The organism is Macrococcus animalis, assembly GCF_047425875.1.
Classification (GTDB): Bacteria; Bacillota; Bacilli; order Staphylococcales; family Staphylococcaceae; genus Macrococcoides; species Macrococcoides animalis.
The window spans coordinates 2123152-2142578 of the sequence record NZ_CP179727.1; the positions used below are offsets into that span (position 1 = coordinate 2123152).

18 protein-coding genes and 1 other RNA gene are annotated in these 19427 nt (G+C 34.3%); 16 read left to right on the forward strand and 3 right to left on the reverse strand.

Annotated elements, in window-relative coordinates:
• Positions 1 to 23: 23 nt before the first annotated feature.
• The 4 genes from ssrS to ACMGE9_RS11200 all read left to right on the forward strand — a co-directional run bounded on the left by ssrS (position 24) and on the right by ACMGE9_RS11200 (position 3291).
• A non-coding RNA gene (gene ssrS / locus ACMGE9_RS11185) (6S RNA) lies at positions 24 to 213 on the forward strand.
• Between the two features lie 104 nt (positions 214 to 317).
• Positions 318 to 1082, forward strand: a complete 765-nt coding sequence (locus ACMGE9_RS11190; protein ID WP_414042848.1) for a ThiF family adenylyltransferase — start codon at positions 318 to 320, stop codon at positions 1080 to 1082.
• A gap of 297 nt (positions 1083 to 1379) precedes the next feature.
• Complete coding sequence (locus ACMGE9_RS11195) at positions 1380 to 2309, forward strand: ABC transporter ATP-binding protein (RefSeq protein WP_414042849.1); 930 nt, start codon at positions 1380 to 1382, stop codon at positions 2307 to 2309.
• A complete protein-coding gene (locus ACMGE9_RS11200) occupies positions 2302 to 3291 on the forward strand; it encodes an ABC transporter permease subunit (RefSeq protein ID WP_414042850.1) in 990 nt (329 codons plus the stop codon). Before ACMGE9_RS11195 ends, ACMGE9_RS11200 begins: the two co-directional genes overlap by 8 nt.
• A gap of 34 nt (positions 3292 to 3325) precedes the next feature.
• Here ACMGE9_RS11200 and ACMGE9_RS11205 read toward each other — a convergent pair whose 3' ends face one another.
• A complete protein-coding gene (locus ACMGE9_RS11205; protein WP_414044496.1) occupies positions 3326 to 4573 on the reverse strand; it encodes a replication-associated recombination protein A in 1248 nt (415 codons plus the stop codon).
• Positions 4574 to 4677: 104 nt separating this feature from the next.
• Here ACMGE9_RS11205 and cymR point away from each other — a divergent pair, with 104 nt between their 5' ends.
• Both cymR and ACMGE9_RS11215 read left to right on the forward strand, forming a co-directional pair.
• Positions 4678 to 5097 (forward strand): cysteine metabolism transcriptional regulator CymR, encoded by a 420-nt coding sequence (gene cymR, locus ACMGE9_RS11210; protein WP_414042851.1) that lies wholly within the window; start codon positions 4678 to 4680, stop codon positions 5095 to 5097.
• Between the two features lie 9 nt (positions 5098 to 5106).
• Positions 5107 to 5745: a YdeI/OmpD-associated family protein gene (locus ACMGE9_RS11215; protein WP_414042852.1), complete on the forward strand. Its 639-nt coding sequence runs from the start codon at positions 5107 to 5109 to the stop codon at positions 5743 to 5745.
• An 18-nt stretch (positions 5746 to 5763) separates the two neighbouring features.
• Here the strand turns inward: ACMGE9_RS11215 and ACMGE9_RS11220 are convergent, their stop codons facing one another.
• Both ACMGE9_RS11220 and ACMGE9_RS11225 read right to left on the reverse strand, forming a co-directional pair.
• Positions 5764 to 6765 (reverse strand): LLM class flavin-dependent oxidoreductase, encoded by a 1002-nt coding sequence (locus tag ACMGE9_RS11220; protein WP_414042853.1) that lies wholly within the window; start codon positions 6763 to 6765, stop codon positions 5764 to 5766.
• A gap of 294 nt (positions 6766 to 7059) precedes the next feature.
• The gene (locus ACMGE9_RS11225) at positions 7060 to 7950 is read right to left on the reverse strand and encodes an NERD domain-containing protein (RefSeq protein ID WP_414042854.1); all 891 of its coding nucleotides are present in this window, start codon (positions 7948 to 7950) and stop codon (positions 7060 to 7062) included.
• A gap of 156 nt (positions 7951 to 8106) precedes the next feature.
• On the opposite strand from ACMGE9_RS11225, the gene ACMGE9_RS11230 reads away from it, so the two are divergent.
• From ACMGE9_RS11230 to ACMGE9_RS11275, 10 genes are all read left to right on the forward strand, one after another.
• On the forward strand, positions 8107 to 9246 hold the full coding sequence (locus ACMGE9_RS11230) for a cysteine desulfurase family protein (RefSeq protein WP_414042855.1): 1140 nt from the start codon (positions 8107 to 8109) through the stop codon (positions 9244 to 9246).
• 5 nt (positions 9247 to 9251) lie between these two features.
• The gene (mnmA, locus tag ACMGE9_RS11235; RefSeq protein WP_414042856.1) at positions 9252 to 10370 is read left to right on the forward strand and encodes a tRNA 2-thiouridine(34) synthase MnmA; all 1119 of its coding nucleotides are present in this window, start codon (positions 9252 to 9254) and stop codon (positions 10368 to 10370) included.
• A 75-nt stretch (positions 10371 to 10445) separates the two neighbouring features.
• Positions 10446 to 11108, forward strand: coding sequence for a tetratricopeptide repeat protein (locus ACMGE9_RS11240; RefSeq protein WP_414042857.1), 663 nt, complete (start codon positions 10446 to 10448; stop codon positions 11106 to 11108).
• 3 nt (positions 11109 to 11111) lie between these two features.
• Positions 11112 to 13535, forward strand: a complete 2424-nt coding sequence (locus ACMGE9_RS11245; RefSeq protein WP_414042858.1) for an ATP-dependent RecD-like DNA helicase — start codon at positions 11112 to 11114, stop codon at positions 13533 to 13535.
• A gap of 253 nt (positions 13536 to 13788) precedes the next feature.
• Positions 13789 to 16413 (forward strand): alanine--tRNA ligase, encoded by a 2625-nt coding sequence (gene alaS / locus ACMGE9_RS11250; RefSeq protein ID WP_414042859.1) that lies wholly within the window; start codon positions 13789 to 13791, stop codon positions 16411 to 16413.
• A gap of 61 nt (positions 16414 to 16474) precedes the next feature.
• On the forward strand, positions 16475 to 16744 hold the full coding sequence (locus ACMGE9_RS11255) for an IreB family regulatory phosphoprotein (protein ID WP_414042860.1): 270 nt from the start codon (positions 16475 to 16477) through the stop codon (positions 16742 to 16744).
• On the forward strand, positions 16737 to 17156 hold the full coding sequence (gene ruvX / locus ACMGE9_RS11260; RefSeq protein WP_414042861.1) for a Holliday junction resolvase RuvX: 420 nt from the start codon (positions 16737 to 16739) through the stop codon (positions 17154 to 17156). Before ACMGE9_RS11255 ends, ruvX begins: the two co-directional genes overlap by 8 nt.
• Before the next feature lie 14 nt (positions 17157 to 17170).
• Positions 17171 to 17497 (forward strand): DUF1292 domain-containing protein, encoded by a 327-nt coding sequence (locus ACMGE9_RS11265; protein ID WP_414042862.1) that lies wholly within the window; start codon positions 17171 to 17173, stop codon positions 17495 to 17497.
• Between the two features lie 18 nt (positions 17498 to 17515).
• Positions 17516 to 18649: an endolytic transglycosylase MltG gene (gene mltG, locus ACMGE9_RS11270; RefSeq protein ID WP_414042863.1), complete on the forward strand. Its 1134-nt coding sequence runs from the start codon at positions 17516 to 17518 to the stop codon at positions 18647 to 18649.
• A 150-nt stretch (positions 18650 to 18799) separates the two neighbouring features.
• On the forward strand, positions 18800 to 19426 hold the full coding sequence (locus tag ACMGE9_RS11275; protein WP_414044497.1) for an O-methyltransferase: 627 nt from the start codon (positions 18800 to 18802) through the stop codon (positions 19424 to 19426).
• Position 19427: the final 1 nt, after the last annotated feature.

Genomic DNA, 19427 nt, shown 5'->3' on the forward strand with positions numbered 1-19427 from the left:
ATGCTATTATATAGACATAAGATAGGTATCTGAAGAGTTCGATGTTTGTTTATTCTATTTTGACCTAACACTTTCTGATCGGGAGTCTAATAGGTTTTCTTTTAGCGCACACGCCTCAACTGGAGGACTTGCAAAATTAGAAACGGGACACCCACCTGTTTATAGCAGGCCAAAATGATCAACACTTGAAATGACGGCTCACTTGGATACTATCGTAAGGCGAGAGACTTTTGTCTCTCGTCTTTTTATTTTGTAATGATTAAGTCATAGTAATATGGTAGGATATATTTAATGAATATAAGAAATGGAGAAATAAAATGAAACATCAATTTTCTAGAAATGAATTAGCCTATGGTAAAGAAGGATTGGACGCATTAAATAATAAGACTGTTATGATATTGGGTGTTGGTGGCGTCGGTTCATTTGCAGCGGAAGCCTTAGCAAGAACAAACATTGGACATATTATTTTAATTGATAAAGATGATGTAGATATTACAAATATCAATCGTCAGTTACATGCATTAACGACAACTGTTGGCCAATCGAAAGTAACATTGATGGAAGAGCGAATTAAGTTGATTAATCCGGAATGTAAAGTCACACCGTTACATATGTTTTATACAGATGAAACATATGAAGAAATCTTTAAATATGAAATCGATTATGTAGTAGATGCGAGTGACACAATTATGTTTAAAATTCACCTAATGAAAGAATGTTTAAAAAGAAATATAAAAATCATTTCAAGTATGGGCGCTGCAAATAAAACGGATCCAACAAGATTTAAGATTGTGGATATTTCAAAAACACATACAGATCCTATGGCAAAAGTGATACGAACAAAATTGAAGAAAGAACGTATTCAAAAAGGTATACCAGTTGTATTTAGTGATGAAAGTCCAATTGTTATTCGTGAGGACGTAAAAGAATACGTTGGGAATGCAGATGCGCCTGTACGTAAGGCACAAATGCCACCTTCAAGTAATGCATTTGTTCCAAGTGTAGTAGGATTAATCTGTGCGAGCTGGGTTGTCAATGATATATTGAAAGATTTTCCACTAGTAAGAGTAAAGGATAAATAATAAGGCTGTTTTCGATGCGTTTAGGACCGAACAAATTGGAAGGGCCATCAAGAAATCGCTCTTTGATTACGAAGAGGGTGCTGAATTTTGACGAGGCATGCATCGAAAGCGCCGTTTAAAGGTTGTTGAACTTAAGTTCAGCAGCCTTTTTATTTTTAAGATTTGTCTCCAGTTTGCTTGCATCTAATCAATTTGTTGTCAGCCTCTTAAACTAACCTTAAATTTACCTTAAATCTATGCTCGTTTTAGAAAATCATTGATTTTATAGTGTATGATTGTTGTATTGGAGGTGTAAAAATGGAAGAAAGAAATTATAGTTTACAAGTAAGTCATTTAAACAAAACGATTAACAAGAAACATATTATCAAAGATTTAAACTTCGAAGTGAAAAAGGGTGAGGTTTTCGGATTTTTAGGACCTAATGGTGCTGGGAAAACAACTACAATTCGTATGATTGTTGGTCTTACGTCACCTTCCTCAGGGGATATTAAAGTATTTGGACGTTCAGTGTTAACGAATCGTAGTGAAGTGATGAAAGAAATTGGTGCTATAGTTGAGAATCCTGAATTATATCCATTTTTAACTGGTTTAGAAAACTTGAAGCAGTTTGCAAGAATGCAAGACGGAATAAAAAAAGAAGATATCGATAGAGTAGTAAAATTAGTCGGATTAGAAAACCGTATTAAAGAAAAAGTTGGTCGTTATTCTTTAGGTATGCGTCAACGTTTAGGTTTGGCTCAAGCCTTATTGCATAAACCGAAGATATTAATTCTAGATGAACCTACGAATGGTTTAGATCCAGCGGGTATTCGTGAGATTCGTGATTATATCAAACGATTAGCACGTGAAGAGAATATGTCAGTGATTGTTTCGAGTCATTTAATGAGTGAAATGGAATTAATGTGTGATCGATTTGGAATTATTCAAAATGGCAAAATGATTCGTATAGAAGATGTTAACACAACTGTTACAGCAAACGATATTGTAAAACATGATTTTGATGTATATCCTGTTGACCAAGCAGTTAAGTTTTTAAATGAAAAAGGTATTTCATTTAAAATCAACGAGAATATTGTTGCAGTTGATATTGCTTCTAAAGATGTTCCGCAACTTGTGCGTGATTTAGTGAAAGCAAATGTTGATATATACGGTGTAACAAAAGAGAAATTATCATTAGAAGATCGCTTCATGGAATTAACGAAAGAAGGAGGCGGTAGCATTGCTTAAACTAGTTATCAATGAATTTAATAAATATTTTAACCGTCTTGGAACATACATTATGCTCGGAATAATAGTTGCATTTATGCTTTTAGGTGTTATTTTAAATATGCAGTTTGGCAGTAAAGAAGATAATAAAGCATATTCTGATCAATGGAAAACAGAAGTAAAAGAAGATATTACAAAATATCAGAAACGTTTAGCTGAAATTGCTAAAAAACCTCAAGATAAAAAATCATTTAAAGAAATAACAGATGAAATGACTCTAGGGAAACGTTTGGAAGAGTTGCAATTTTATTTAAAGAAAGATGTACAGCCGCCACCCACAAATAACTTTTATCAAAACCTATTAGACACGGGTGGATTTGCATCTTTAGTGACGATTATGATGATAATAATCTGTAGTGGATTAATGGCCCGTGAACATCAACAGGGAACAATAAAATTATTACTGATACGACCTGCTTCAAGATTGAAAATATTTTTTTCAAAATATATTTTCTTAATGATAGCGTCACTTATATTCTTATTATTTACGTACTTAGTGAGTGCAATCATAGGTTTATTTACTAGTAAATTGAATCCGACAGCTGAATTAGCTGTTCAAGGTAAAAAAGGAATGAAAATGATAAATGTATTTGAATTACTCGGTCAACAATTATTTGCGAATCTAATTTTTATTTTGACGTTTGCAATTGTTGCTTATGCATTATCAGTCATCTTCAAAAATACAGCATTAAGTTTAGGTGTAACTTTTGCATTAATGTTCTTTGGAGATTTAGTAATTATGTTTTTGCAGGGAAAAACGAAGTTACTTGAATATTTATGGCCAGCTAACTGGGACTTATCTCAATACTTACCAAATAATACAACAGAGTTAGTAGATAAAGATCTATCATTCGTGTTTAGTTTAACGTATAATATCGTAATTCTGGTTATTATTACAGCAATTGCGGCATGGATTTTCAAGAAACGTGACGTTGCAAATTAAAGAGAATGAAAACAAGCATTGAGTGTAATTTTGCTCAATGCTTGTTTTGTTGGTGCTTTATATTATCATATATTTGTTTGAATTGATTTTCAGCTTTACTCGTTGTTTTAGGAATATAATATTGTTTCTTTTTCATAGTGTCTGGTAAGTACTGCTGAGGAATAAATCCTGAATCAGCATTGTGTGGATATTGATAATCTACTCCATTCCCTAATTCTTTAGCACCTTGATAATGAGCATCCTTTAAGTGTTTAGGAATTGCACCAATTTTACCACTTCTTACGTCAGAAAGTGCCAAGTCGATGGCCATTATTCCTGAATTTGATTTAGGTGATAAACAGAGTTCAATGACAGCTTGTGCGAGAGGTATACGAGCCTCTGGGAAACCAAGTCGTTCTGCAGATTCAATGGCAGCAAGAGTTCTACTACCAGCAGAAGGACTTGATAGACCAATATCCTCATAACTAATAACAAGAAGTCTACGTGCAATTGTGGGTAAGTCACCACCTTCGATGAGTCGAGCTAAGTAATGAAGAGCTGCATCTACATCGCTTCCTCGAATTGACTTTTGGAAGGCACTCATTAAGTCATAATGCATATCTCCATCTTTATCAAATTGAAAGCTTGATTTTTGTAAGCAATCTTTCGCGTCTTTTAAAGTAATTTTAATAGGATTCTTACTTTCAGATGACAGGATTGCTAGTTCTAAAGCATTTAGGCTAGTTCTAATATCACCTTGTGCGCTTTGGACGAAATGGTTGATTGCTCCATCTTCAATTTCAATATTTTCATTGCCAAAACCATTTTCTTTATCGTTAATTGCTCGGATTAAAGCTGTTTTAATATCTTCTTCTGTTAATGAATGAAGCTCAAAGATTTGTGTTCTTGATCTTATTGCTGGATTAATTGCATGATATGGATTACTCGTAGTTGCACCTATTAAAATAATTTGTCCATTTTCTAAGTGCGGTAACAGAAAATCTTGTTTGCCTTTATCAAGTCGATGAATCTCGTCGAGCAGTAGAATGACTTGTCCACTCATTTTAGCTTCTTCTGCAATGATTTGCATATCTTTTTTCGTATTGGTTACAGCATTCAGTTGTCTGAATTTTACTGCAGTACTACCTGCAATTGCTTTGGCAATACTAGTCTTACCAACTCCAGGTGGCCCATAAAGTATCATGGAAGATAGTCTTTTGGCATTGACCATTCTTCTAATGATGCCTCGTTCACCTACGAGATGTTTTTGTCCAATGACCTCATCAATTGAGGAAGGACGCATTCTATACGCTAAAGGTTCCAAATTATTCACTCCTTTAGCAAAAGTGTACCTTATTTTTCTACAAAATGTGATAAAATTGATTTATTGAAAAGGGGCGTATGAAAATGAAAATTTCAACTAAAGGTAGATATGGGTTAACTTTAATGATTTCGTTAGCGCAGCGCTATCAAACCAAGCCTGTATCGTTAAAAATTATTGCTGAAGAAAATCAGCTGAGTGATTTATATTTAGAACAACTAGTGGGCCCATTACGTAATGCAGGTCTAATTAAGAGTGTCCGAGGAGCAAAAGGTGGTTATATGTTAATGAAAGCCCCTAAAGATGTTACTGCTGCTGATATTATTCGATTGTTAGAGGGCCCAATTACTCCTGTAGAAGGTATTGAGGATGAACCGCCTGCGCAAAAGCAACTATGGATAGATATTCGTGATGCAGTTAAGAAGGTTTTGGACGAGACGACTTTAGAAGATTTAATGAATTATAAGGAAGAGGATATTATAGAAGGTTATATGTTCTATATTTAGGTGATTGTTATGTCAATTTTAAAAAAATTAAAAATTGAAGATAAAGAGATTTATGTCGTAAATCAACCAGGGGATTATGATTTATTTATTGATAATCATAAAAGTATTCAAGGAAGCCATGATATCATTTTTGCATTTGTTGAGGATATTGATGGTTTTATTAATATAGTTCAAAGTTGTTTAAATGTAAACGGACTTAACAATGCGGGTTATTTATTTGTTGCTTATCCAAAGAAAGGTAATAAGAAATATAAAACATTTGTACATCGTGATGAAATATTCCCAGCATTAAAAGTAATGGAAGACGGCTATATTGAGGGTACAGATTATAAATTTAACCGAATGGTAGCGATGGATGAAGTATTCACTGTTGTAGGAATCAAGCATTTACCTAACCGTGTAGTTTCTAAAGCGGCCAGTCAATGTGTAGCTGATTATGAAGATCAAATACAAGATATATTGCCCTTATTAAATGAAGATGTCGTTCAATTTTTTGAAAGTTTGACGCCTGGTTATAAAAGAGATTGGGCGCGTTATGTATTCAGTGCAAAGCAAGAAAAGACAAAATTAAAACGTATCGATGAAATGAATGCAATTTTAGCTGAAGGTTATAAGTCAAAAGAATTATTTAGACAAAAGAAAAAATAGTTATCGCATATGCGATAACTATTTTTCATCTGTGATTTCTTTTAACCATTTGAAACTTTGATGAAGTTTATCGAGGTCGTATATATAACTTACAACAATGAATTCATCAACATTAAATTCATCTTGGAAGGCTTGAAGTTCTTTTTTAACCGTTTCTTTTGAACCGACAAAACCAGTTCTTGTACGAGACATTGCCATTTGTTTTTCTTGTGGTGTCCAAAGTGCATCCATATCTTCAACAGGAGGTTGAAGCGGAAGACGAGAGTTACGTACAACACTTAAGAAGAATTGATGTGTTGAAGTTGCTAAATACTTAGCTTCTTCGTCTGTTTCACCAATGATAATATTTGTTCCAACCATAACATAAGGTTTATCTAGGTATTCTGACTTTTGGAATAAGTTACGATAAATTGCGATTGCTTCTTTCATTTGCTCTGGTGCAAAGTGACCAGCGAATGCATAAGGTAAACCAAGACGAGCTGCTAAATGAGCTGAATCAGTTGATGAACCTAATACATAAATAGGTACATTTGTATCAGCACCAGGATAAGCTTTAACAAATCCTTGTTTTTCTTCAGGGCCAAAATACTTTAATAGCTCTTGAATTTCTTCAGGGAAAGTATATACACTATCATGACGATCACGACGTAAGGCACTTGCGGTCATCATATCTGTACCAGGCGCGCGACCTAAACCTAAATTTAAACGGTTAGGATAAATTGTTGCGAGCGTACCAATTTGTTCAGCAACAACAAGCGGTGCATGGTTCGGTAACATAATACCACCAGAACCAACTTGAATTGAGTTTGTATGCTGTAGAACATGGGACATTAGAATTGTAGTTGCCGAACTGACAAGACTTGGGGTATTATGATGTTCAGCAATCCAATAACGATTGTAGCCTAATTCTTCTGCAAGTTGCGCAAGTGAAACTAATTGATTGATTGCATCTTTATTTGTATCTCCTTTTCTTACAGGTGCTAGGTTCAGAATTGATATCGGAACATTAATATTAGACATTGATAAATCTCCTTTTATTTTAGTACCGATAGTTTAGCACTTAGGTCGGGAATAATGGTAGTTTTTTGCTTGTGTGTGGATAGGATGGCGATTAGATTTGTTAGTACTAGCGGAATCACTTTACGGTAGGTTAATATACCGCTTATTCTGACAAGTACTGGCGGAATTGAAAATACAAAAATAAAGATACCGCTAATATGTGCTAGTTTTAGCGGTATCTATAACTCCAATATAATAGTACCGCTAAATCTAATGAGTACTAGCGGAATAGCCAATCATCAATAATAGTTACCGCTATTTCTCGAAGAATAGACTATCAATAAGAAAATAATGTCGTTTCTTTATATATTTAATTGTACTTGAATATATCCATTTCTTTAAATAATCATTTAAAGTTCGAACTGAAATAGACATATTAATAAAACGGTGGAAATCATAAATATCAACATTATTCTCTCCCTTAACCAAGCAATAGAACTGCAGGTTCTTAAATACGACTTCCTCTAAATAGTGACTTTCTCCACAACTACGACAGTGATATTTCTTTTTCGTGCGTTCTCCGAGTAGGCTAAAGCAATTAGGACAATTTAAACCAGTCAGCATTTCATCGATTTTCTCTGGATAGTGTTTTAAGAACGGGTTATATTTAGATCTTAATTCATATAGTTCATCTGTCGAATGCATTGATATGCGGTGTCTGAGTAAATTTCTTAAAAATAAGTCTAGTCTGTTATATTGAATAATCGGTAATGATTTATCGAGTCCGTATATATAAGTATTTTCATTACACCAAACCATATAGCCTGTTATTTTTAAGTTAATGTCATTTTGATAAAGCAATTTTTTCATATGTTGTGTCACTGTCGTATTTAAACTTTTCAGAGGATCTCTAATTTGCAAATCTTCACAATACCAATCGCCACCTTTAATAAAGACATCACTACTATAATATTTTGCGTCTAATACGATAAGATGATTGCCATTAATAATCAAATGATCGATTTGAAAATAACTGCTATCTACTTCAAAAAAGATATCGTGTATTGCGTCAATACAATCAAATCCTTCAATCATTTCCCGTACCATTTTTTCTCCAAGTGCACCTAATCTTAATTTTTCTAGTTTTTTAATTTGATTAAAGTAAGCATCTCTACTATTCAATATTTCTAAAATGATATTTTGCACATAATCTCCTCCTACATATATATAGTTGAAAATCGCCGAAATATTTTTCGAAATGTGAATCTTTACAATTTTTACATTTGAGCAAATTTGATAGTTTTTTTTCTTAAAGGGTGTTAAGATAAGTTATTGAAAAAATCGAAAGGATGTTCTCAAACTATGAAGGTATATGCAGATTATGCAGCAACAACAAATGTCGCACCAGACGTGGTCGCAGAAATTACGAAGGTACTGAGGGATCATTTTGGTAATGCTTCTTCAATTCATAATGTTGGACGTGATGGGCGTAGAATTTTAGATCAAGCGCGTTCAATCATTGCTAAAACATTAAATGCGACACCACGAGAGATTATTTTTACGAGTGGAGCGACTGAATCGAATAATTTAGCGATAAAAGGTGTTGCATACCAGAATCAGCATATGGGTAAGCACTTGATTACCACTTCTATAGAGCATCATTCGGTATTGCATGTTTTCGAGCAGCTTGAAAAAGAAGGTTTTGACGTTACTTACTTGCCTGTTGACGCAAAAGGTTTTATCTCAATCGATACATTGAAACAAGCATTACGAGATGATACCATTCTAGTTTCTATTATGTTTGGGAATAATGAAGTCGGCACGGTACAGCCAATTGATGAGATTGCTGAATTACTTAAGGACCATCAAGCATTATTCCATACAGATGGTGTTCAAACGATTGGTCATATGCCAATTGATATAAAAGCACTAAACGTGGATTTATTTACGGTAACAGCGCATAAGTTTTATGGCCCCAAAGGTGTAGGTTTATTATATGTTAAAGATAAGACACCAATTCAGTTTCAACAACTTGGAGGCGCACAAGAGACGAAACGTCGTGCGGGTACAGAAAACATTGCATATATTGCTGGGATGGCAAAAGCACTTGAACTTGTAACTGAAAATATTGAAGCATCAAATGTGCATCTTGCCAATTTAAAACAAACGTTTATCAACGCATTACAGTCAAATGAGGTTCCTTTTGAGATGAACGGGGATATGAATATAACATTGCCACATATTACAAACCTTTACTTTCCGTTTAGTGATGTAGAGAAGATGCTTACAATATTAGATATGAATGGTGTTTACGTATCGAGTGGTTCAGCATGTACTGCTGGAAGTATAGAACCGAGTCATGTCTTAACAGCAATGTTTGGAGAACATCCAAGAACGAAACAATCGATACGTTTTAGTTTCTCTCATCAGAATACTGAAGAAGAGGTAGTGTATATCGCAGAACAAATCAAAAAAATTTATGAAATGAATAGAAAAGAGTAGATGAAATGACAAATGAAAATACAAAAGTAGTTGTAGGGATGAGCGGTGGCGTTGATAGCTCAGTCACAGCTTTACTGTTAAAAGAACAAGGATACGATGTGATCGGTATATTTATGAAAAACTGGGATGACACTGATGAATTTGGTGTATGTACAGCGACTGAAGATTACGAAGATGTCATTCGTGTATGTAATCAAATCGGTATTCCATATTATGCTGTAAACTTCGAAAAAGAATATTGGGATAAAGTATTCACTTACTTTTTAGATGAATACAAAAAAGGTAGAACTCCTAACCCAGACGTTATGTGTAATAAAGAAATTAAATTTAAAGCTTTCTTAGATCATGCTATGGCTTTAGGGGCAGATTATGTTGCAACAGGTCATTATGCGCAAATGCGTCGTAATGATGATGGTACGGTTGAAATGTTACGTGGTGTTGATAACAACAAAGATCAAACGTATTTCTTAAACCAATTATCACAAGAACAATTACAACATGTCATGTTCCCACTCGGTCACTTACAAAAACCAGAAGTACGTGAAATCGCTATTAAACATGACTTAGCAACAGCGAAGAAGAAAGATTCAACTGGCATTTGCTTCATCGGTGAACGTAACTTTAAAGAATTCTTAAGTGGTTATTTACCTGCACAAAACGGTAAAATGATGACATTAGATGGCGTAGAGATGGGTGAACATTCTGGATTAATGTACTATACGATTGGTCAACGTCACGGATTAGGTATAGGTGGCGATGGAGATCCATGGTTTGTGGTCGGTAAGAACTTAAAAGAAAATGTTTTATATGTAGAACAAGGTTTTGATCATGATGCATTGTATAGTGATTACTTAATCGCTTCTGACGTATCATTTATTAATCCTGTTGATTTATCAAATGGCTTTGAATGTACTGCAAAATTCAGATACCGTCAAAAAGATACGAAAGTAACGATTGAACATATCGATGATAATACAGTGAAAGTCATTTTTGCTGAGCCTGTTAGAGCAATTACACCAGGTCAAGCCGTTGTATTCTATCAAGATGAAGTATGTCTTGGCGGTGCTACAATTGATGATGTATTCAAAAATTCTGGTCAATTAGAATACGTTGTATCACAATAATTTTTAAAGAAGGCAGCGATGTCTTCTTTTTTATTTTTTGATATAATATAACAATGACTAAGACTGAGGAGAACGATGATGGACGATAATCAATTAATGCAACTCATAGAAAATAAACAATACGAAGAAGCACTAAAAATCTTAGTACAAGCGATTGATACTGAACCTGAGGAAGTAACCCACTATATCAATGTCGGTACGATTCTTCTCGATTCAAATCAACCGATAGAGGCTGAACGTTTCTTTCAAAAGGCAATTACAGTAGACCCAACACATGGCGGGGCATATTATGGACTCGCAAATATTTATTACAATGAGGATCGCTTTGATGAAGCGGTGAAATTGTATCATAAAGCGATTGAAAATGGACTAGAAGATGGTGATACGTATTATATGCTAGGTATGTCGTTTGTGAATTTAAGTGATTTTGCTTCAGCATTACCTTTTTTAATGCGTGCGAATGAACTGAAACCTGATGACACGGAAATCACTTTCCAGTACGGGTTAGTGATGTGCCAAATGAATATGTTTGAAGAAGCATCAAAGACATTACAACGTGTATTAAGTGATGATCCAGATCATACAGATGCACTATACAATAAAGCATTAGCAGATTATATGATGAACGAAAATATCGATGAAGCAATTGCAGCATTTGAACGTGTTGTTGAGATTCAACCGGATCATTTACTTGCAGGACATGCGATTACAACTTTTAAAGCGATGAAGGAGGAATAAAACTTGGAGAACGCCACTTTGTTTGATCAATCTTACGTGAAAGGCACAATTATCCGTATACTTTTTCAAAATAACGATAACTTTTATACGGTATTAAAAGCCGAAGTGATCGATACAAATGAAGATTTTGATGATGAAGTGACGGTCACAGGTTTCCTCCCTCAAATCGCAGAGGGTGATACCTATACATTCACAGGTAAACTTGTAACACACGCGAAATATGGTAAACAACTTCAAGCTGACAAGTTTGAGAAAGACTTACCGCAATCTAAAGATGGCATCATTCATTATTTATCAAGTGATTTATTTAAAGGTGTGGGTAAAAAGACTGCGAGAACAATTGTGGAAATGTTAGGTGAGGATGCACTCAATATCATTTTGGATGATAAATCGAGTTTAGATAAAATTCCTAAACTAGCTCGAGAAAAAAAGGATTTAATCTATAATACAATCAATGAAAATCAAGCTATTGAAAAAGTGATGATTCAACTTAATGATTGGGGATTTGGTCCTCAACTTGCAATGAAAATTTATCAATTTTACAAGGAAGAGACGATAAGTATTATTAATGAATCACCATATCAACTGGTGATGGATATAGACGGGATAGGATTCAATAAAGCGGATGAACTGGCCCGTCAAATTGGTATAGATAACAATCATCCAGAACGTCTGAAAGCAGCATTAGTTTATGGCATTGAACAAGCTTCATTACAAAATGGTCATACGTATATTCCAGATCAAATATTACTGGAAACAAGTTACGAATTACTGACTAAAAATGGCTCTCAAGTTGACCCTGATGCACTTGTTATTGCACTGACTGAACTTTGTGAGATAAAAGAAAAGTTAGTTGAACACGAAAAAAATATTTATATTCCAAGTTTGTTTTATTCTGAAACCAAAACAGTTCAGATTTTATATCGTTTGATGAATCATAAAGAACAACTTAAGCAATTCGAGCAGTCTGAAGTAATGCTTGCAATTGGTGAAATTGAACAGTTATTTGAAGTGACATATGCTGAAAAACAAAAAGAAGCATTAATGCAAGCGATGAATAGTAAGTTGATGATTCTTTCAGGTGGGCCAGGTACTGGTAAAACGACTGTCGTTCGTGGTATTGTCACACTCTATGCCGAACTTCATGGACTAAGTCTTGATTATGATGATTACGACGGGCAAGACTTTCCAATAGTAGTGGCCGCACCAACAGGTAGAGCATCCAAAAGGTTATATGAATCAACTGGACTTGAAGCGACAACGATTCATCGATTAATCGGCTGGACACGTGAAAATAAACCAGACGATATATTAGAAAATGAAATTACTGCAAAATTGATTATTATTGACGAAATGTCGATGGTTGATACATGGTTGATGTTCCAATTGATGAAGGCTGTCCCCAATGATGCACAAATCATCTTTGTTGGAGACCAGGATCAATTGCCTTCAGTTGGTCCTGGGCAAGTATTCAAAGATTTAATTGAGTCTCAAATTATGCCGCAAATCGAACTCAATGAAGTGTATCGTCAACAAGAGGGGTCTTCTATTGTTGAACTTGCTCATCAAATCAAACGTAATGAACCGTTCGATATTACGAAGCGTTATAGTGATCGTAGTTTTATTCCTTGTTCAACAGATCAGATTCCTGAAGTTATTGAAAAAATTGTAACTTCAGCTGTTAACAAAGGATATGATATGCGCGATATACAAGTACTCGCGCCAATTTATCGTGGAAATGCAGGGATTCGTGCACTCAATAAAGTATTACAAAAAATCTTAAACCCTGCAGATGAAAAAGTACGTGAAATGGAGTTTGGCGATGTTATCTATCGTAATCATGACAAAGTATTACAATTGGTCAATCGACCTGAAGACGGTGTATTTAATGGGGATATTGGAGAAATCGTTGGCATCTTTAAAGCAGCTGAAAATGCGCTGAATAAAGATGTTGTCATTGTGGATTATGATGGTAATGAGGTAACGTATACGAAGGCAGATTTAATTGAAATTACACATGCGTATTGCTGCTCAATTCACAAATCACAAGGCTCTGAATTTCCAATTGTTATTATGCCAGTCGTGAATCAATATTATAGAATGTTACAGAAGAATATATTATATACAGGCTTAACACGGGCCAAACAGTCATTGATTTTTTGTGGTGACGTGAATGCATTTAATTCTGGGATTAAACGACTCGGAAACGCTAGATTTACATCATTTTATCAATTTCTACTCGATTACTTTAGTAAGGATGAGCAAAAAGAATTAAGTGATGAAAACGCGGATGACAATTCTGATGAAAACGAAGATAAGCATTCAAATAGACTGCCATTTAAAGTCGGTGAAATGACCGAAGAAAATATGCATCTCGTGTCACCAATGATTAATATGGAAGATATTACGCCGTTTGATTATCTTTAAGTTGACGATAGACATTCAATTCCATTATAATTTAACTAATTCAAATTTAAAGCTGAGTAGGTAATCCCTCAATTTCAAAGAGACATATCGGTTGGTGCGAGATATGATTGATATTACTGAAGCTACTTTATCTTATAATTTATGAATATTAATCGAGTGATGACTTTGTCATAACTAGGGTGGTACCGCGAACACGTTCGTCCCTTTTATAGGGATAACGTGTATTTTTTTATTTAAAAAGGAGAAGATAAAGATGAAACGATTAACAGCAGCAGAAATTAGACAAATGTATTTAGACTTTTTCGTTGAGAAAGGGCATATGATAGAACCGTCAGCACCATTAGTACCGATTGATGACGACACTTTATTATGGATTAACTCAGGTGTTGCGACTTTAAAGAAATACTTCGATGGTCGTGTGATTCCGAAAAATCCTCGCATTACGAATGCACAAAAATCAATTCGTACAAACGATATTGAAAATGTAGGATTTACTGCACGTCACCATACTTTCTTCGAAATGTTAGGAAACTTCTCAATCGGCGATTACTTTAAAAAAGAAGCAATCGAATTTGCTTGGGAATTCTTAACGAGCGAAAAATGGATGGCGATTGACCCTGAAAAATTATACGTTACGATTCATCCAGAAGATACAGAAGCTTATAATTTCTGGGTAAACGATATTGGCTTAACAGATGATCGAATCACACGTATCGAAGGGAATTTCTGGGATATTGGTGAAGGGCCAAGTGGACCGAACACTGAAATCTTCTATGACCGCGGAGAAACATACGGAACAGAAGATCTTGCTGAAGAAATGTATCCAGGTGGAGAAAATGAACGTTATTTAGAAGTTTGGAACTTAGTATTCTCTGAATTCAATCATAATCCAGATCATACGTATTCACCACTTCCTAAGCAAAACATTGATACGGGGATGGGGCTTGAGCGTATGGCTTCAATCTCACAAGACGTTCCAACAAACTATGATACAGATTTATTTATGCCAATTATTGAACAAACAGAAGCGATTTCTGGTAAAAAATATCGTACGAATAAAGCAGATGATGTTGCATTTAAAGTCATAGCAGACCATATTCGTACAGTAAGTTTTGCGATTGGTGATGGTGCATTACCATCAAATGAAGGTCGTGGATATGTATTACGTCGTTTATTACGTCGTGCGGTACGTTTTGCTCAAAAATTAGATATTAATAAGCCTTTCATGTATGAATTAGTAGATATCGTAGCAAGCATTATGAAGCCTTATTATCCAGATGTTGATAATAATAAAGACTTCATTAAGAAAGTCATTAAATCTGAGGAAGACCGTTTCCACGAAACACTTGAAGAAGGTTTAGTGCATTTCAATGCATTAAAAGAAGCTGCGAAAAGTTCAACTAATCAGTTAAAAGGTGAGGATGTATTCAAACTATATGATACATTTGGATTCCCTGTTGAGTTAACTGAAGAGTTAGCGGAAGAAGCGGGTGTTGAAGTAGATCACGCTGGTTTTGAAAACGCGATGGAAGCACAACGTACCCGTGCACGTGAAAGTCGTCAAAAAACACAAAGTATGCAAGTACAAAGTGAAGTATTATCAAGCCTTACTATGCCAAGTACGTTCGTCGGATATGAAACCTTATCAAACGAAACAGAAATTATTGCAATCATTGAAAACGTTGAAAACGTTGAATCTTCAAAAGAAGATAAGATTCAATTTATATTATCTGAAACACCATTCTATGCGGTAAGTGGTGGACAAGTTGCAGATATAGGTATTATTTCAAATGATGACTTTGAAATTGAAGTGACTGAAGTAACGAAAGCGCCGAATGGTCAAAATCTTCATACTGGAACAATTCGCTTTGGGAAAGTAACAGTTGGTGCGAAAGTGAAGACGCAAGTTGATAAAAGCTTTAGAACATTTGTAATTAAGAACCATAGTGCAACCCACTTAATGCACCAAGCATTAAAAGATGTATTGGGTACACACGTAAACCAAGCAGGTTCACTTGTAACACCTGATCGTTTACGATTTGACTTCTCGCATTTCGGGCCAGTAACGCATGAAGAAATTGCAAAAATCGAACAAATTGTAAATGAAAAGATTTGGGCTAATTTAAGTGTTGAAATCAATGAAATGCCAATTAATGAAGCGAAAGAAAAAGGTGCTATGGCATTATTCGGTGAAAAATATGGCGAAATTGTTCGTGTTGTAGAGATGAGCGATTACTCGATTGAATTATGTGGTGGTGTTCATGTGCGCAACACAGGTGAAATCGGATTATTCAAAATTGTTTCTGAATCGGGAACAGGTGCAGGAGTACGTCGTATCGAAGCTGTGACAAGTAAATCAGCATATGAATATTTATCAGCATACCAAGAGATTGTAAATAGAATATTACCAAAAGTAAAAGTGAAACAACAAGATCAACTGGTAGCTAAGATAGATGAGTTAACTACTAACATTCGTACACAAGAAAAAACAATCACAGACTTAAACAAATCTATCGCTTCACTTAAAATGGGTGACATCACAGAACAAGTTGAAGAAATCAACGGTCTTAAAGTATTAGCTGTTCAGGTGGAAGCTGAAGATAACAAAATGTTACGTGAATTAATGGATGATTATCGTTCTAAATTACAGGACGCAGTTATTTTCATTGTAGCTGCAAATGATAAGTTAAATTATATGGCTAGTGTACCAAAGGATAAAACTTCACAAGTTAAAGCAGGTGACATTATTAAAGGTGTTGCTAATGTAACAGGAGGTAAGGGTGGAGGGCGCCCAGATTCAGCTCAAGGTGCTGCAAATAATCCTGCTGATATTACAACCGCATTACAATTTGTAAAGGACTACATTAATACATTGTAATTAAAAAATGTTTTATAGTATGATATTATTGAATAAATGTCATACAAAGGAGTGTATTGCAGTGGAAAATTTCGATAAAACAATGAAGTTCAATTTTGATGAATTACCAAAAGAAGAAGTAAGAACTGTATTATTGAACGTATATAATACATTAGAAGAAAGAGGATATAGCCCAATTAATCAAATTGTTGGTTATTTATTATCAGGAGACCCAGCGTATATTCCAAGACACAATGATGCAAGAAATCAAATTAGAAGATTAGACCGTGATGATATAATGGAGCAACTTGTATCAAGTTATATACAATCAGAGACTAAAGGAAATGAATAAAATAATCGGTTTAGATGTTGGCTCGAAAACAATTGGTGTTGCCTTAAGTGACGCTATGGGATGGACTGCACAAGGTCTTACTACACTCCGCATCGATGAAGCAAATCATGAATTTGGTTTAGATGAACTTAAAACAATCATAGATGAGAATAATGTTGATACTGCTGTTATTGGATTACCTAAAAATATGAATAATTCAGTAGGTCCGAGGGGAGAAGCATCGATTCAGTTTGGTGAAATGTTGAAAAGTAGTTGCCCGGATATTACAATAGTGATGTGGGATGAACGACTTTCTACGGTCGGTGCTGAAAGAACACTGCTCGAAGCAGACGTTTCACGTAAGAAAAGAAAACAAGTTATTGATAAAATGGCTGCAGTATTCATATTGCAAGGGTATTTAAATTCTAAATAAAAAGGATGATTAAAATGACAGAAGAAATGAATAATCAAGAAGTAAACGAAGAGACTTTGGATATTAATAACGAAGAAGAGTTATTAACATTATTTGATGAAGAAGGAAACGAAGTATTATATCGTAAATTAGTAAGCTTCTATCACCCGGGATTTGAAAAAGAATATGTTATCCTAGCTGAAGAAGGATCTGACGAAGAAGAAGAAATAGAATTAATCCCAATGATTAATGAACCTGATAGTGAAGGTGACGGTGGTAAATTTATGCCAATCGAAACTGACGAAGAATGGGATATGATCGAAGAATTCGTTAATACAAATTTTGACGAAGAAGTGCTATAACGCCAAAGGAGTTTAAATATGTCTAATAGAAACAAAGAGATTAGAGATTCAAAATCTTTCTCTAAGCTTCTTTCTTCTATCATTATTGGAATAATATTAATAGGCGTGTGTATTTTAGCGATTGGAAGTTTCTTTTATATGAACTCTAGCCAAAAGCCACTAAATCCCGATGATAAATCTACAACGAAAGTAGAGATATTGCCTGGTGAGTCTGCAACAATGATTGGAGAAAAATTAGAAAAAGAAAAAATTATTAAAAGTAGTACGATGTTTAAGTACTATTTAAAATTTAATAATATTTCAAACTTTCAAGCTGGAAGTTATGAATTGTCACCATCAATGACTTTTAAACAAATTTCTAAAAGTCTTCAAAAAGGAGAAGTATACATTCCTGTTGTCTTTAAAATGAATATTCCTGAAGGAATTACGATAGAACAAATTGGGGATATTGTTCAAAAGAAAACAAAAATTAAGAAATCGGACTTCGTTAAAGAAGTAAATGATTCAGAATTTATCAAGAAAATGCAGAAGAAACATCCGAAGTTAATTACAAAAGATGTATATAATAAAGAGATTAAATACCCGTTAGAAGGTTATTTATATCCTGCAACGTATGATTTCACTGAAAAGAATCCAACGACAGAAGAAATCGTTGATAAGATGCTTACCGCAACTGAAGAAAATGCATTCCCGTTGTGGGATAAATATGGTGGTGTATTATTAACTGAGAATGGTACTGAACGTCGATTAAATTTCCATGAGTTTCTGACATTCTCATCGTTAATAGAACGTGAAGCTACCGGTTTGACGGATCGTGCGAAGATTGCATCTGTATTTATTAATCGTATGGAAGAGAATCCAGCAATGCCATTGCAAACTGACCCGACTGTATTATATGCACTAGGTCGTCATAAAGCAGTGACTTATGAAGCTGATTTAAAGGTAGATTCACCATACAACACATACATTAATACAGGATTACCACCTGGACCTATCGCAACAAGCGGTAAAGAATCTATGGAAAGTGTATTAAACCCTGCGAAGACAGATTATCTATATTTCTTAGCAGCAAAAGATGGTAAAAACTACTTCTCGAAAACATATGATGAGCATTTAAAATTAAAGGATAAACATATTGACAGCCAGCAGTAGAAATAGGACGCATAGTCCTATTTTTTTATATTAATACGTAGTAATTTTACTATTACTTTTTTTATCGTTTTATGGTACAATATCATGAAAATAAAAACACAACTACCAGCCTATGTGGTTGGTAATTTTTTCGTTAAAGGATTGTTTCAATTGATTAAAGAAGAGACATATATTAGTAGATTGAATCCGGTGAACGCTATCGATGATTTAATTGAAATTGCAAAGTTAAATGAAGTGCCAATCATGGATAAAATTTCAGTTGAGTTTGTTAAACAGATGATTCGAATTCATCAATCAAAATCTGTGCTCGAAATTGGTACTGCTATAGGTTATAGTGCATTACACTTTGCATCAGTAAATGAAGAAGTGCATATAACTACGATTGAACGTAGTGAAGAAATGTATAAATCTGCTTTGAAACATATCGAATCATATCAAAAGCAACATCAAATTCGTCCAATCTTTAAAGATGCACTTGAAGCATTTGATGAGGTAAGCGATAAAGAATATGATATATTATTTATCGATGCAGCTAAGGCTCAATCGCGCAAGTTTTTTGAGTTGTATAGTCCATTGGTAAGACAAGGTGGGTTAATCATCACAGATAACATTTTATATCATGACTTTGTAGGTAATATTGAAATTGTACGAAGTCGTAATATAAAGCAAATGGTGCGAAAGATTGAAAGATACAATACTTGGCTAAGTGAAAATAAAGATTATAATACGAATTTCATCGATATAGGGGATGGAATGAGTATTTCAGTGAAAAAATAAA

Excerpts from the sequence above, each read along its gene's own strand:
- ACMGE9_RS11190 (WP_414042848.1), top strand. The coding sequence starts at position 318 with ATGAAACATCAATTTTCTAGAAATGAATTAGCCTATGGTAAAGAAGGA.
- ACMGE9_RS11195 (WP_414042849.1), top strand. The coding sequence starts at position 1,380 with ATGGAAGAAAGAAATTATAGTTTACAAGTAAGTCATTTAAACAAAACG.
- ACMGE9_RS11205 (WP_414044496.1), bottom strand. The coding sequence starts at position 4,573 with ATGCGTCCTTCCTCAATTGATGAGGTCATTGGACAAAAACATCTCGTA.
- cymR (WP_414042851.1), top strand. The coding sequence starts at position 4,678 with ATGAAAATTTCAACTAAAGGTAGATATGGGTTAACTTTAATGATTTCG.
- ACMGE9_RS11215 (WP_414042852.1), top strand. The coding sequence starts at position 5,107 with ATGTCAATTTTAAAAAAATTAAAAATTGAAGATAAAGAGATTTATGTC.
- ACMGE9_RS11220 (WP_414042853.1), bottom strand. The coding sequence starts at position 6,765 with ATGTCTAATATTAATGTTCCGATATCAATTCTGAACCTAGCACCTGTA.
- ACMGE9_RS11230 (WP_414042855.1), top strand. The coding sequence starts at position 8,107 with ATGAAGGTATATGCAGATTATGCAGCAACAACAAATGTCGCACCAGAC.
- mnmA (WP_414042856.1), top strand. The coding sequence starts at position 9,252 with ATGACAAATGAAAATACAAAAGTAGTTGTAGGGATGAGCGGTGGCGTT.
- ACMGE9_RS11240 (WP_414042857.1), top strand. The coding sequence starts at position 10,446 with ATGATGGACGATAATCAATTAATGCAACTCATAGAAAATAAACAATAC.
- alaS (WP_414042859.1), top strand. The coding sequence starts at position 13,789 with ATGAAACGATTAACAGCAGCAGAAATTAGACAAATGTATTTAGACTTT.
- ruvX (WP_414042861.1), top strand. The coding sequence starts at position 16,737 with ATGAATAAAATAATCGGTTTAGATGTTGGCTCGAAAACAATTGGTGTT.
- ACMGE9_RS11265 (WP_414042862.1), top strand. The coding sequence starts at position 17,171 with ATGACAGAAGAAATGAATAATCAAGAAGTAAACGAAGAGACTTTGGAT.
- mltG (WP_414042863.1), top strand. The coding sequence starts at position 17,516 with ATGTCTAATAGAAACAAAGAGATTAGAGATTCAAAATCTTTCTCTAAG.